Source organism: Rhodococcoides corynebacterioides (assembly GCF_019834675.1).
Taxonomy (GTDB): Bacteria; Actinomycetota; Actinomycetes; order Mycobacteriales; family Mycobacteriaceae; genus Rhodococcoides; species Rhodococcoides corynebacterioides_A.
Window position 1 is genome coordinate 564,326 of record NZ_JABUBU010000001.1, and the last position, 13,159, is coordinate 577,484.

The 13,159-nt window shown below is 71.0% G+C and carries 15 protein-coding genes; 11 read left to right on the forward strand and 4 right to left on the reverse strand.

All coding sequences use genetic code 11. The features are described from left to right. Nucleotides 1-5 precede the first annotated feature (5 nt). Nucleotides 6-545, reverse strand: a complete 540-nt coding sequence (locus tag HQ603_RS02660) for a GNAT family N-acetyltransferase (protein WP_222682789.1) — start codon at nt 543-545, stop codon at nt 6-8. Between the two features lie 35 nt (nt 546-580). After that, nucleotides 581-1,531 carry a 2,3,4,5-tetrahydropyridine-2,6-dicarboxylate N-succinyltransferase gene (dapD, locus tag HQ603_RS02665; protein ID WP_222682790.1) on the reverse strand — a complete coding sequence of 317 codons (951 nt, stop codon included), beginning with the start codon at nt 1,529-1,531 and terminating at the stop codon, nt 581-583. 39 nt (nt 1,532-1,570) lie between these two features. Here dapD and dapE point away from each other — a divergent pair, with 39 nt between their 5' ends. From dapE to HQ603_RS02715, 10 genes are all read left to right on the forward strand, one after another. Continuing rightward, nucleotides 1,571-2,686, forward strand: a complete 1,116-nt coding sequence (gene dapE, locus HQ603_RS02670) for a succinyl-diaminopimelate desuccinylase (RefSeq protein ID WP_222682791.1) — start codon at nt 1,571-1,573, stop codon at nt 2,684-2,686. A gap of 10 nt (nt 2,687-2,696) precedes the next feature. After that, complete coding sequence (locus HQ603_RS02675; protein ID WP_222682792.1) at nt 2,697-3,431, forward strand: TIGR00730 family Rossman fold protein; 735 nt, start codon at nt 2,697-2,699, stop codon at nt 3,429-3,431. Further along, nucleotides 3,428-3,970 (forward strand): TIGR00730 family Rossman fold protein, encoded by a 543-nt coding sequence (locus HQ603_RS02680; RefSeq protein WP_308126328.1) that lies wholly within the window; start codon nt 3,428-3,430, stop codon nt 3,968-3,970. Before HQ603_RS02675 ends, HQ603_RS02680 begins: the two co-directional genes overlap by 4 nt. Nucleotides 3,971-4,055: 85 nt before the next feature. Then, nucleotides 4,056-5,828, forward strand: a complete 1,773-nt coding sequence (locus HQ603_RS02685) for a long-chain-acyl-CoA synthetase (protein ID WP_222682794.1) — start codon at nt 4,056-4,058, stop codon at nt 5,826-5,828. A 107-nt stretch (nt 5,829-5,935) separates the two neighbouring features. After that, nucleotides 5,936-6,748, forward strand: a complete 813-nt coding sequence (folP, locus tag HQ603_RS02690; protein ID WP_222683225.1) for a dihydropteroate synthase — start codon at nt 5,936-5,938, stop codon at nt 6,746-6,748. After that, nucleotides 6,745-7,680, forward strand: a complete 936-nt coding sequence (locus HQ603_RS02695; RefSeq protein WP_222682795.1) for a glucosyl-3-phosphoglycerate synthase — start codon at nt 6,745-6,747, stop codon at nt 7,678-7,680. Before folP ends, HQ603_RS02695 begins: the two co-directional genes overlap by 4 nt. Before the next feature lie 58 nt (nt 7,681-7,738). Next, nucleotides 7,739-8,086 (forward strand): DivIVA domain-containing protein, encoded by a 348-nt coding sequence (locus tag HQ603_RS02700; protein WP_222682796.1) that lies wholly within the window; start codon nt 7,739-7,741, stop codon nt 8,084-8,086. Then, nucleotides 8,083-8,664, forward strand: coding sequence for a DNA-3-methyladenine glycosylase I (locus HQ603_RS02705; protein WP_222682797.1), 582 nt, complete (start codon nt 8,083-8,085; stop codon nt 8,662-8,664). The genes HQ603_RS02700 and HQ603_RS02705 overlap by 4 nt, the downstream gene beginning before the upstream one ends. Nucleotides 8,665-8,816: 152 nt before the next feature. Beyond that, nucleotides 8,817-8,984 (forward strand): DUF3117 domain-containing protein, encoded by a 168-nt coding sequence (locus HQ603_RS02710; RefSeq protein WP_008714277.1) that lies wholly within the window; start codon nt 8,817-8,819, stop codon nt 8,982-8,984. A gap of 106 nt (nt 8,985-9,090) precedes the next feature. After that, the gene (locus HQ603_RS02715) at nt 9,091-9,921 is read left to right on the forward strand and encodes a methyltransferase domain-containing protein (RefSeq protein WP_222682798.1); all 831 of its coding nucleotides are present in this window, start codon (nt 9,091-9,093) and stop codon (nt 9,919-9,921) included. Here HQ603_RS02715 and glgA read toward each other — a convergent pair. Then, nucleotides 9,900-11,066 (reverse strand): glycogen synthase, encoded by a 1,167-nt coding sequence (gene glgA, locus HQ603_RS02720; protein ID WP_222682799.1) that lies wholly within the window; start codon nt 11,064-11,066, stop codon nt 9,900-9,902. The two genes, HQ603_RS02715 and glgA, sit on opposite strands and share 22 nt — an antisense overlap. Before the next feature lie 77 nt (nt 11,067-11,143). On the opposite strand from glgA, the gene glgC reads away from it, so the two are divergent. After that, the gene (gene glgC, locus HQ603_RS02725) at nt 11,144-12,358 is read left to right on the forward strand and encodes a glucose-1-phosphate adenylyltransferase (RefSeq protein WP_222682800.1); all 1,215 of its coding nucleotides are present in this window, start codon (nt 11,144-11,146) and stop codon (nt 12,356-12,358) included. A 9-nt stretch (nt 12,359-12,367) separates the two neighbouring features. Here glgC and HQ603_RS02730 read toward each other — a convergent pair whose 3' ends face one another. After that, nucleotides 12,368-12,985, reverse strand: coding sequence for an O-methyltransferase (locus HQ603_RS02730; RefSeq protein WP_222683227.1), 618 nt, complete (start codon nt 12,983-12,985; stop codon nt 12,368-12,370). Nucleotides 12,986-13,159 lie beyond the last annotated feature (174 nt).

A 13,159-nucleotide genomic window follows, 5' to 3' on the forward strand; every position in this document is an offset into this window, starting at 1 on the left:
GACGACTACCAGCGCGGCCCCACGCGATTGTTCACGCACAGCGTGCCCTCGACATCGATGCTGCTCGGCGGCCGGAACACCATGACGTTCTCACCGTCGGCCGGTGGCCTCGGGTCCTCGCCGTTGCCGACCACCCCGAGCCGGCCACGCCACCGCACCCACCCGCGGCCCTCCCAGAAGCCGATCGCGCCGGGCAGCGAGTTGAGCACGCCCAGTGCACCCTCGTCCTCGATCACCGCCTCGAGGCGGTCGAGGACGATGCGGCCGAGTCCGGTGCCGCGGCGGTCGGAGTCGACCGCCACGGCCTCGACGTAGCGGCCGTCGATCTCCTTGCCGTCGTGGACGAGCAGCCGGGGCACTGCCGCGGCGTGCGCCACCACCAGGCCGTCCAGCCGCGCCAGCACGTGGGTTCCGCCGAGTGCGTGCACCCAGTCGTGCGGTTCGAACTCGCTGCCGAATACCGCCCGCACCAGGGCTTCCGCCTGGTGTGCGTCGTGCTCGGTCAGATCCTCGGTGGCGACGGTCTCGAGGCGCGGTTCGGTCATGGTCTCCCCGGATCTGCCGACCGCGGCACCCGCGGTCAGTCGTTGGCGTGCAGGATGGAGTTCAGTTCGACTCCGGTGCCCTTCCACGGAACCACCTCGACGGCGCCGGAGACGGAGTTTCGGCGGAACAGCAGGTTCGACCGACCGCTGAGGGCCGCGGCCTTGACCACGGTGCCGTCCGGTCCGGTGACCTTGGTGCCGGCGGTGATGTAGAGCCCGGCCTCGACCACGCAGTCGTCGCCGAGCGAGATGCCGAGGCCAGCGTTGGCGCCGAGCAGGCACCGCTCGCCGACGGAGATGACGGCTTTGCCGCCACCCGAGAGGGTGCCCATGATCGACGCGCCGCCGCCGACGTCCGAGCCGTCGCCGACGACGACACCGGCGGAGATGCGCCCCTCGACCATCGACGAACCGAGCGTGCCGGCGTTGAAGTTCACGAAGCCCTCGTGCATGACCGTGGTCCCCGACGCGAGATGCGCGCCCAGTCGGACCCGGTCGGCGTCGCCGATGCGTACGCCGGTCGGCACCACGTAGTCGACCAGGCGCGGGAACTTGTCGACGCCGTAGACCGTGACCGGGCCGCGGGCCTTGAGTCGCGCACGCGTGACCTCGAACCCGTCGACGGCGGCCGGCCCGTGGTTGGTCCAGACGACGTTGGCGAGCAGGCCGAACTGTCCGTCGAGGTTGACCCCGTGCGGCGCGACCAGGCGGTGCGAGAGCAGGTGCAGGCGGAGGTAGACGTCGTGCGCGTCGGTGGGGGCGTCCTCCAGCGAGGCGATGGTGGTGCGCACGGCGACGACGTCGACGCCGCGCGCGTCGTCGGCACCGACCAGCGACGCCAGGTCCTCGGGCACGTCCGCGCCCTGCAGGCGGGTGGTGCCGGTCTCGGTGACCTCGCCCAGTTCGGGGGCGGGGTACCAGGTGTCGAGCACCGTGCCCGACGTGGTGATGGTTGCGAGTCCTGTTGCCGATGCGCCTGTGGTCACGGTGCCCGAGCCTAGAGCACGGCAGTAGGGTCGTCGGTCGTGAGCGCACCCGTGGTTCTGGACCTGCACGCCGACCCGATCGACCTCACCGCGGCGCTCGTGGACGTCCCGAGCGTCTCGCGCGAGGAGGCGGTGCTCGCGGCGGCCGTCGAGCACGCCCTTCGGGAGCAGACCGTCGGCTTCGAGGTGGTGCGCTCGGGCAACGCCGTGCTGGCGCGGACCCGCCGCGGATTGCCGACGCGCGTGATCCTGGCCGGTCACCTCGACACCGTCCCGATCGCGGACAACGTGCCGTCGCGGCGCGAGCGCGGGGGCCCCGAGGGCGACGTGCTGCACGGCTGCGGCACCGTCGACATGAAGTCCGGTGACGCGGTCTTCCTCCACCTCGCGGCCACCGTGGCGGACCCGGCTGCGGACCTGACGCTGGTCTTCTACGACTGCGAGGAGATCGAGGCCACCGCCAACGGACTCGGCCGGATCGAACGCGAGATGCCGGACTGGCTGCGCGGTGACGTCGCGATCCTCGGGGAGCCGTCGGGTGGGTTCGTCGAGGCGGGCTGCCAGGGCACGCTCCGCATCCGGGTGACGACGTCCGGAGTGCGCGCGCATTCGGCACGGTCCTGGTTGGGCGACAACGCGATTCACCGGCTGGGCCCGGTCACGGCCCGACTCGCCGCGTACGAACCGCGGTCGGTCGACATCGACGGCTGTGTCTATCGCGAAGGGCTGCAGGCGGTTCGGGTGTTCGGGGGAGTGGCGGGCAACGTGGTCCCCGACGAGGCGGGCATGGACGTCAACTTCCGGTTCGCCCCGGACCGCACGGTCGAGGACGCCGTGGATCACGCGTCGAGCGTGCTGGCCGGGGACGGCGTGCACCTCGAGGTGACCGACAGCTCGCCCGGTGCGCTGCCGGGGCTCGGCGCTCCGGCCGCCGCGGCGCTGGTCGCGGCGGCGGGGGGACAGGTGCGGGCCAAGTACGGTTGGACCGACGTCTCGCGGTTCTCCGCGCTCGGCATCCCGGCGGTGAACTACGGCCCCGGTGACCCGAATCTGGCCCACAAGCGCGACGAGCGCGTACCCACCGAGCAGATCACGCACGTGGCCGACGTTCTCCGGCGCTACCTCACCACGGGAACCGGTCCGTCGGCCGGTTAACCTCACCCCCATGACGCAGGATCGACAGGCCGCGCGCTATCGCGGTCCGATACTGGACCGACGCACCCGGGCGAACTCGACCACCGATCAGCGGTTGCTGGACAACCGCGGGCCGTCGGACTGGGTGCACACCGACCCCTGGCGCGTGCTGCGCATCCAGAGCGAGTTCGTCGAGGGATTCGGCGCGCTGGCCGAATTGCCCCGTGCCGTCACGGTGTTCGGCTCCGCGCGCACGTCGCCGGAGTCGCCGGTGTACGAGGCGGGCGTGCGGCTGGGTTCCGCTCTCGCCGACGCGGGCTACGCCGTGGTGACCGGCGGCGGTCCGGGTGCGATGGAGGCCGCCAACAAGGGCGCGTGCGAGGCGGGCGGCTTCTCGGTGGGCCTCGGGATCGAGTTGCCGTTCGAGCAGTCGCTGAACCCGTGGGTGGACCTCGGGGTCAACTTCCGCTACTTCTTCGTGCGCAAGACCATGTTCGTGAAGTACTCGCAGGCGTTCGTGTGCCTGCCCGGCGGCTTCGGCACGCTCGACGAGCTGTTCGAGGCCCTCACCCTGGTGCAGACGCGCAAGATCACGCGGTTCCCGATCATCCTGTTCGGGACGGAGTTCTGGGGCGGACTCATGGAGTGGATCACCTCGACGCTCGTGGCGGCCGGCACGATCTCCGACGCCGACGTGGCCCTGCTGCGATGCACGGACGACGTCGCCGAGGCGGTCCGCTGGATCGACGAGAGCCGACAGCCGTGACGACGACGGTGTGCGTCTACTGCGCCTCGGGTCCGGTCGAGCAACGGCACCTCGATCTGGCGACCGAGCTCGGCGCCGAGATCGGCCGGCGCGGCGGGACGTTGGTCTCGGGCGGCGGCAACGTCTCGATGATGGGCGCCGTCGCGCGCGCGACCCGGGCCGCGGGCGGCCGCACCATCGGCGTCATTCCCCGCGCCCTGGTCGACCGCGAGGTCGCCGACGTCGACGCCGACGAGTTGGTGGTCACCGAGACCATGCGCGAGCGCAAGCGGATCATGGACGACCGCGCCGACGCCTTCGTGACGCTGCCGGGTGGCATCGGCACGCTCGAGGAGCTGTTCGAGACGTGGACCTCGGGTTATCTCGGCATGCACACCAAGCCGGTGGTCCTGTTGGACCCCACGGGTCACTTCGCGCCCCTGGTGGACTGGCTCACCGGGCTGACCGGAACGGGGTTCGTCTCGGCCGCGTCGATGGACCGTCTCGTCCGGGTGGACACGGTGGATGCGGCCCTCGAGGCGTGCAACCTTCGCCCATGACGTGTCGTGAAACTTACCTATCGGTAAGGTAACCGTTGTCACAGCCGGACGTCGACGGAGACCGGCTCGTCAGGGGAGGAACTGTATGGCTGCCGAGGCTCGTCACAAGGTCGGACTGCTCGATCTCGCCACCGCGACCGCGAAGATGGCCCCGGCGCTGCCGACCGTGCTCCGGGGCGTGCCGGGTTTCCTGCGCAAGCCGACCGACAAGGAGTCCATCGGCTTCATTTTCCAGCGCGCCGCCGCCAAGCACCCCGACCGTCCCTTCGTTCGGTTCGAGGGGGACACCCTGACGTACGGCCAGGCGAACGATCTGGTCAACCGCTACGCGTCGGTGCTCGTCGACCGGGGGGTGCGGCGCGGGGACGTGGTGGGCGTCCTGGCCAAGAACTCCATGAGGACGCTGCTGGTGGCCCTGGCCGCGGTCAAGCTCGGAGCGACCGCCGGCATGCTGAACTTCAACCAGCGGGGCGAGGTCCTCGACCACAGTCTCGGCATCCTCGACGCCCGCGTGCTCGTCGTCGACGAGGACTGCCTCGAGGCCCTCGACTCGCTCGACGAGGCGCTGCCGGAGAAGGTGGTGCTGCACGCCGACGAGCTGGACCGCCTGGCCGAGTCCGCGAGTGCGGAGAACCCGGCGGTCACCGCCGAGATCCAGGCCAAGGAGAAGGCGTTCTACATCTTCACCTCCGGCACCACGGGAATGCCGAAAGCCAGTCTGATGAGCCACTTCCGGTGGCTGAAGTCGATGTCCGGGCTCGGCAGCATGGGAGTCCGGCTGCGGGGCGACGACGTCCTGTACTGCTGCCTGCCGCTGTACCACAACAACGCGCTCACGGTCTCGCTGTCGTCGGTGCTCGCCTCCGGCGCGGCCATCGCGATCGGCAAGCAGTTCTCGGTCTCTCGGTTCTGGGACGACGTCCGGGCCAACGAGGCCACCGCGTTCACCTACATCGGCGAGCTTTGCCGCTATTTGCTCACCCAGGACGAGAAGCCGTCCGACAAGGACAACTCCATCCGCCTCATCGTGGGCAACGGCCTGCGGCCGGAGATCTGGCACGAGTTCACCGAGCGCTTCGGCATCTCGCGCGTCGCCGAGTTCTACGGCGCCAGCGAGTGCAACATCGCGTTCATCAACGCGTTCAACCTCGACCGGACCGCCGGCTTCTGCCCGCTGCCGTACGCCGTGGTGGAGTACGACGACGAGACCGGCAAGGCCAAGCGCGACGGCAACGGCCGCCTCACCAAGGTCCCGGCCGGCGGGGTCGGGCTGCTGCTGTCGAAGATCACCGACCGTGCGCCGTTCGACGGGTACTCCGACGAGGACGCCACCAAGAAGAAGCTGCTCGAGAACGGGTTCAAGGACGGCGACTGCTGGTTCGACACCGGAGACCTGGTGCGCCAGCAAGGCTTTCGGCACGTCGCGTTCGTCGACCGGCTCGGAGACACTTTCCGGTGGAAGGGGGAGAACGTCGCCACCACGCAGGTCGAGGGTGCCCTCGGATCGCATCCGGACGTGGATCAGGCCGTGGTGTTCGGCGTCGACATCCCCGGCGCCGACGGCAAGGCCGGCATGGCTGCCGTGACCCTGCGGAACGGCAAGAAGTTCGACGGCGCGTCCCTGGCCACCCACGCCTACGAGTCGCTGCCCGCGTACGCCGTGCCGCTGTTCGTCCGCGTGGTCGACTCCCTCGAGGCCACCTCGACCTTCAAGAGCAAGAAGGTCGAGCTCCGCAAGACCGGCTACGGCGACGGCGACGGCGATCTGTACGTGTTGAAGGGCAAGGCCGACGGCTACGTCGAGTCCTACGACGGTTACGTCGACGAGGTCGGCGGCGGCAAGCTGCCCAAGGGCTGACGGACGAGCGGCCGACCGGGCCCGGCGCGGCGGGAAGGCAAGATGGTCGGGTGCACCCGTTCCCGACTCTCTGCGGCCGACCCGTCGCGACCGACCGCGCGTTGGTGATGGCGATCGTCAACCGCACCCCGGACAGCTTCTACGACCGCGGAGCGACGTTCTCGGACGACGCCGCCATGGCCGCGGTGCATCGCGCCGTGGACGAGGGCGCCGACGTCCTGGACATCGGCGGCGTCAAGGCCGGTCCCGGTGCCACCGTGGACGTCGAGGAGGAGACCCGGCGGGTCGTGCCCTTCGTCGCGGCCATCCGGTCCGCGTACCCGGACGTGGTGATCAGCGTCGACACCTGGCGTGCCGAGGTGGCCCGACGCGCCTGCGCCGAGGGCGCCGATCTGATCAACGACACCTGGGCGGGAGCCGATCCCGACCTGGTCGGCGTGGCCGCGCACGTGGGCGCGGGCATCGTGTGCTCGCACACCGGCGGTGCGGTGCCGCGCACCCGCCCGCACCGGGTGCGGTATGCCGACGTGGTGGCCGACGTGGTGACCGAGGTGACGCGCGCGGCCGAGGCCGCCGCTGCGGCCGGCGTGCGCGAGGACGGCATCCTGGTGGACCCGACGCACGACTTCGGCAAGAACACCCACCACGGGCTCGCGTTGTTACGGCACGTCGACAGTCTGGTCAACAGCGGATGGCCGGTCCTGATGGCGCTGAGCAACAAGGATTTCGTGGGGGAGACTCTGGGAGTCGGACTCGCCGAACGCTTGGAGGGAACCTTGGCCGCGACAGCACTCACCGCCGCGCGCGGAGCGCGCATGTTCCGGGTCCACGAGGTTGGACCCACCCGGCGCGTCGTCGACATGGTGGCGGCCGTCGCGGGCACCCGCCCGCCGGCGCGCACGGTGCGAGGTCTGGCGTGACCTCGTCGGCCGCTCCCGCCCTGGCCGACGCCGACACCACGTGGTCCGATCCGCAGTGGACCGTCGCGGAACTCGTCGCGGCGAAGGGTGACCGCACCGTCTCGGTGGTGCTGCCGGCGCTCGACGAGGAGGCGACGGTCGGTGCTGTCGTCTCGTCGATTTCCCCGCTGCTCGGCGGACTGGTGGACGAGTTGGTGGTCCTGGACTCCGGCTCCACCGACGCCACCGCCGCGCGTGCCCGCGCCGCCGGTGCGGACGTCGTCACGCGGGAGGAGGCGGTCCCCGAGGTCGCGACCGCGCCCGGCAAGGGCGAGGTGCTGTGGCGGTCGCTCGCCGCCACCACGGGCGACGTGGTCGTGTTCGTCGACGCCGACCTGGTGGACCCGGACCCCGGCTTCGTCCCCAAGTTGCTCGGCCCGCTGCTCACGCGCGACGGTCTGCACCTGGTGAAGGGGTTCTACCGTCGTCCGCTCGCCGGCTCGTCCGACGACCACGGCGGTGGACGCGTCACCGAGCTGGTGGCTCGCCCGCTGCTCGCGGCGTTGCGCCCGGAGCTCGGCGGCATCGTGCAGCCGCTCGGGGGCGAGTACGCCGGCACCCGCGAACTCCTGACGGCCGTGCCGTTCGCGCCGGGGTACGGCGTGGAGATCGGCTTGCTGATGGACACCTACGACCGCTACGGACCGGGCGCGATCGGTCAGGTGAATCTCGGGGTACGGCGCCATCGGAACCGCCCCCTCGACCAGTTGGGCGCGATGAGCCGCCAGATCGTCGGCACGATGCTCGGCCGCTCGGGCATCGCCGACTCCGGCGCCGGTCTCACCCAGTTCCGCCCGGAGGGCCGCGATTTCGTCGCGTCCGTCACCGACGTCTCCCTCGTCGACCGACCGCCGATGCGCACGGTCCGGCCGTGGGCCGACCGCACGCGGTGACCCCCACCGGCTCTGCCGGGTCGGCATCGACCGCGTCCGCCGTGACAGGATCGGCGCCATGCTGACGATCCTGCTGTACGTCGTCGCGATCGCGGTGGTGGCCGTCGTGCTGTTCCTGATCGCCTCGGTGGTGTTCGGCCGCGGCGAGGAGATGGAACCGCTCCCACCCGAGACCACCGCCACGGCACTGCCCGCTCACGGCGTCACCGGGCGCGACGTGCGGGCGCTGCGGTTCCGCCTGCGGCCGCGCGGCTACGACTGCGGCGAGGTCGACTGGGCCCTGGACCGGCTGGCCGCCGAGATCGACGGACTCCGTGCGCAGTTGGCCGGGCGGGAGGAGACGGGCCGAGAGGACACGGGCCGAGAGGAGACGCCCCAGCGCGTGCACCCGGGCGCCGACTCGTGACGCACACCGCGGCTCAGTCCGACGGTCGCGTCCGCTGCTCCTGGGCGCCGGACCCGTCCGTCGACGCCCTGTACGCGCGCTATCACGACGAGGAGTGGGGTCGCGAGGTGCACGGCACCCGCGCGTTGTTCGAGCGGGTGAGCCTCGAGGCGTTCCAGTCCGGACTGTCGTGGATCACGGTGCTGCGCAAGCGCGATGCCTTCCGCGCCGCCTTCGCGGGCTTCGACCCCGCGGCGATCGCGCGCTTCACCGACGACGACGTCGACCGCCTTCTCGGCGACGCGGGCATCGTCCGCAATCGCGCCAAGATCCTCGCGACCGTGGCCAACGCGCGTCTCGTCGTGTCGGGCGACATCGACCTCGACGCCCTGCTGTGGTCGTTCGCACCGCCGCCGCGCCCGCGACCCGCCACCGCCGAGGACGTCCCCGCCGTGACCGCGGAGTCGACGGCCATGGCAGCCGAGCTCAAACGACGCGGCCTGCGCTTCGTCGGCCCGACGACGGCGTACGCGTTGATGCAGGCGACCGGGATGGTGGACGACCACCTGCGGAACTGTTGGGTCCCGCCGGGCCGGTAAGCCTGTGCGCAGGCACTCGAGGGGTGTCCGTTCCCCGTCGTTCGGTGCGATAGGGAAGAATATGGATCACGAGTTCCGTCGGACCCCGGCGGAGCGCGAAGTGAAGGTTCCATGCGCGGAGCAGGTCGGCGCAGATCTGGAGGGAGCAGAGGATGGCGGCCATGAAGCCCCGGACCGGGGACGGTCCGCTCGAGGCGACCAAGGAAGGACGAGGAATCGTCATGCGGGTTCCACTCGAGGGCGGAGGACGCCTGGTCGTCGAGCTCACTCCCGACGAGGCGGCCGCACTGGGCGACGAGCTCAAGGGCGTCACCGGCTGACACGCAGAATGCACTCGCGCGCGGCCCCGTCGGAGAATCCGACGGGGCCGTCGTCGTGCGCGGGTTCTCGGGCCGCGACCCGGCGAGAGGTGAGAGGGTGGGGACGATGATCGACGAGGCCGTGACGTTGCTGGCGTGCCCGCACTGCGGCGCGGGGCTCGACGCCGACCCGCCCACGCTGCTCTGCGAGAGCGGGCACACCTTCGACGTCGCCCGCCACGGCTACGTCAGCCTGCTCTCCGGCGGCGGGGGAAAGTTCACCGGCGACAGCGCCGAGATGGTGGCCGCCCGAGCGGACTTCCTGGCCTCGGGCCGGTACGACCCGGTGATGGACGCCGTCGCGGACGTCGCCGACGGGCCGCACGTGCTCGACGTCGGGGTCGGCACCGGCCACTACCTGGCGCGCGTGCTGGACACAGTGGGCGGCGACGCGGTGGGGATCGGCGTCGACGTGTCCAAGGCGGCCGCCCGCCGTGCGGCGCGAGCGCACCCGAGGGCCGCGGCCGTCGTCGCGGACGTCTGGACCGCCCTGCCCGTCCGCACCGGGACGATCGACACCGCGCTGTCGGTGTTCTCACCGCGCAACGTTCCCGAACTCGCCCGCGTCCTCGCGCCGACCGGTCGCCTGGTGGTGGTCACGCCCACCGACCGTCACCTGCAGGAGTTGGTGACGTCGTTGGACCTGGTGCGGGTGGACGAGCACAAGACCCGCCGGCTCGGCGACTCCCTCGCGGGGACCTTCGAGCGGACCGATCGTCGCGCGGTCGGATACACCATGACGCTCGGCCCCGACGACGTCGCGGCCGTGGTGGGCATGGGGCCGTCGGCACGCCACGTCACCCCCGCCGAGTTGGCGGCCCGCGTGACGGCCCTCCCGACCCCGATCGAGGTCACCGTGGCCGTCACCGTCTCGGTCTACCGGCCCGCAGCCGTGTAGACCTCCATGGTCTGCTCTGCGATCGACTCCCACGCGAACTCGGCGACGGCCCGGTCGCGGCCCGCCACCCCGAACGCCCGGGTGCGATCCTCGTCGGCCACCAACGCGTTGACCGCCGCCGCGAGGTCGGCCTCGAAGGCACCGGTGTCCGCGGCGTCGTAGTGCACCAGGGTGCCGGTGCGGCCGTCGGCGACCACCTCGGGGATACCGCCGACATCCGACGCGACGACGGCCGTCTCGCACGCCATCGCCTCGAGGTTGACGATCCCCAACGGCTCGTACACCGAGGGACACACGAACACCGATGCGGCGGTGAGGATCTGGCGGATCTGCTCGGTGGGAAGCATCTCGCGCACCCAGAACACGTTGCCGCGCTTCTCCGACAGCTCCGCGACCGCGCGCTCGGTCTCGACGGCGATCTCCGGGGTGTCGGGTGCGCCGGCGCACAGGACGAGCTGGATCGACGGATCGAAGGCGTGGGCCGCGGCCACCAGATGCCCGACGCCCTTCTGCCGGGTGATGCGACCGACGAAGGCGACGATGGGGCGGTCGGTGCGCACCCCGATGGCCGTCAGGGCGGGCTCGTCGTTCGCGTCGGCGGGGCCGGGATGCCACACGGCGGTGTCGATACCGTTGCGCACCACGTGGATTCGAGCGGGGTCCAGTCGGGGATAGCAGTCCAGGACGTCGGCCTTCATGCCGTCGCTGACCGCGATGACGGCGTCGGCGTACTCGACGGCGTTGCGTTCGGACCACGACGAGACCCGGTAGCCGCCGCCGAGCTGCTCGGCCTTCCAGGGGCGTCGGGGTTCGAGCGAGTGCGCGGTGAGCACGTGGGGGATGCCGTGCAGTTCCGCCGCGAGGTGACCGGCGAGCCCGGTGTACCAGGTGTGCGAATGCGCGACGTCCGCGTCGGCGGCGGCCGCGGCCATGCGCAGTCCGCTCGACAGGGTCGTGAGCGCCGGGTTGGCGTCCGCGAGCGCCGGATCGGGGGAGTGCACGATCGCGGTGTCCCGCGGCGCACCCGTGCAGTGGACGTCGACCTCGCAGAGCGCCCGCAGGCGGTCGACCAGTTGCGTGACGTGAACGCCCGCGCCACCGTAGATCTCCGGAGGGTATTCCTTGGTCATCATCGCGACGCGCATGAGAGAAACGTAACGCGTCCGCGTCCATTCGTTCCATATCCGGCGCTGACCCGTCACAACCCGATAGGTTGGTACTCGTGAGGACCCAGCCGCATGTACTCGGAATCGTGCTCGCCGGCGGCGAAGGCAAACGGCTCTTCCCCATGACGGCGGACCGGGCCAAACCCGCGGTGCCGTTCGGCGGTGCCTATCGCCTCATCGACTTCGTGCTGAGCAACCTGGTCAACGCCGGGTACCTGCGCCTGTGCGTGTTGACGCAGTACAAGTCCCATTCGCTGGACCGGCACATCTCGCAGACCTGGCGTCTGTCGGGATTCGGCGGCGAGTACATCACCCCGGTGCCGGCGCAGCAGCGCCTCGGACCGCGCTGGTACACCGGCAGCGCCGACGCGATCTTCCAGTCGCTTAACCTGGTCTACGACGAGGATCCCGAGTACATCGTGGTCTTCGGCGCCGACCACGTGTATCGCATGGACCCGGAGCAGATGGTGCAGCAGCACATCGATTCCGGGGCCGGGGTCACCGTGGCGGGCATTCGCGTACCGCGCAGTGAGGCAACCGCTTTCGGCTGCATCGACGCCGACGCCGCCGGCAACATCACCGAGTTCCTCGAGAAGCCGGCGGACCCGCCGGGGACGCCGGACGATCCGGACAGCACGTTCGCTTCGATGGGCAACTACGTCTTCACCACCAAGGTCCTCGTGGACGCCATCAAGGCCGACGCGGAGAACACCGACTCCGACCACGACATGGGCGGCGACATCATTCCCGCGTTGGTCGCGGCCGGGATGGCGTCGGTGTACGACTTCAAGGACAACGTCGTGCCCGGCGCGACGGAGCGCGACAAGGGCTACTGGCGCGACGTCGGCACCATCGACGCCTTCTACGACGCGCACATGGACCTGGTGTCCGTGCACCCCGTGTTCAACCTCTACAACAAGCGGTGGCCCATCCGCGGGACGGCCGAGAACCTCCCGCCCGCCAAGTTCGTCCAGGGCGGTCTGGCGCAGGAGTCGATCGTCGGCGCCGGCAGCATCCTGTCCGCCGCGACGGTCCGCAACTCCGTGCTGAGTTCCTCGGTCATGATCGACGCCGGGGCCACGGTCGAGGGCAGCGTCATCATGCCGGGTGTCCGCATCGGGCGGAACGCGGTGGTGCGCAACGCGATTCTGGACAAGAACGTGGTGGTCAACCCGGGCGAGATCATCGGGGTGGACCGCGATCGCGACGCGGAGCGCTTCACCGTCTCCGCCGGCGGCGTCGTCGCCGTCGGCAAGGGCGTCTGGATCTAGACCCGGCGGTCAGTCGGGCAGGCGCGACGCGCAGAGCAGGCCGTCGCCGAGGGGGAGGACGACGGCGGTGAGCGCCTCGTTCTCGGCCACCGCCCGCGCGGCGGCGCGCACGGCGACCGTGGCGTCGTCTCGCGCCGACGGGTCCGCGACCCGCCCGCCGAGCAGGGCGTTGTGCAGGATCAGCGCCCCGCCGGGACGCAACATGCGCACGCCCTCGGTGACGATGCCGACGTGGTCCCGCGGGGTCGCGTCGACGAAGACGAGGTCGTAGGACGCGTCGGCCAGCCGGGGGAGGACGTCCATCGCGCGACCGTTGATGAGCCGGGTGCGCGACGGCGCGACGCCGCCCGCGCGGAACGACTCCCGCGCCGCCCGCTGGTGCTCGGGTTCGCTGTCGATGGTGGTGAGGACGCCGTCGGGACGCATGCCGTCGAGCAACCACAGTCCGCTGACGCCGGCGCCGGTGCCGACCTCCACGACGGTGCGTGCGCCGGAGAGCTGCGCGATCATGCTCAGCGCCGCGCCGACCGACGGCGGAACCGGGGCCGCACCCAGATCGTCGGCCCGCTCCCGCGCGGCCACGAGGACGTCGTCCTCGACGACGGAGGTCTCGGTGTAGTGCAGCATCGTCGCGGCGTCGACAGTCACAGGGCAGACCCTATCGAACCCGCCCGGACTCTCAGGGCGCACTCAGGTTTCTCACACGGCCCGCACACCCGCGGCGGTCATGCTTCTTCTACGTTCGCGGAACGCACGCATCGGGCTTCGACTCCGGCGAGATCGGGTATCGGAACAATCGGA

Coding starts and splice junctions, on each gene's coding strand:
- HQ603_RS02660 (WP_222682789.1), bottom strand. CDS start 545: ATGACCGAACCGCGCCTCGAGACCGTCGCCACCGAGGATCTGACCGAG.
- HQ603_RS02675 (WP_222682792.1), top strand. CDS start 2,697: ATGACGCAGGATCGACAGGCCGCGCGCTATCGCGGTCCGATACTGGAC.
- HQ603_RS02685 (WP_222682794.1), top strand. CDS start 4,056: ATGGCTGCCGAGGCTCGTCACAAGGTCGGACTGCTCGATCTCGCCACC.
- folP (WP_222683225.1), top strand. CDS start 5,936: ATGGCGATCGTCAACCGCACCCCGGACAGCTTCTACGACCGCGGAGCG.
- HQ603_RS02700 (WP_222682796.1), top strand. CDS start 7,739: ATGCTGACGATCCTGCTGTACGTCGTCGCGATCGCGGTGGTGGCCGTC.
- HQ603_RS02710 (WP_008714277.1), top strand. CDS start 8,817: ATGGCGGCCATGAAGCCCCGGACCGGGGACGGTCCGCTCGAGGCGACC.
- HQ603_RS02715 (WP_222682798.1), top strand. CDS start 9,091: ATGATCGACGAGGCCGTGACGTTGCTGGCGTGCCCGCACTGCGGCGCG.
- glgA (WP_222682799.1), bottom strand. CDS start 11,066: ATGCGCGTCGCGATGATGACCAAGGAATACCCTCCGGAGATCTACGGT.
- HQ603_RS02730 (WP_222683227.1), bottom strand. CDS start 12,985: ATGCTGCACTACACCGAGACCTCCGTCGTCGAGGACGACGTCCTCGTG.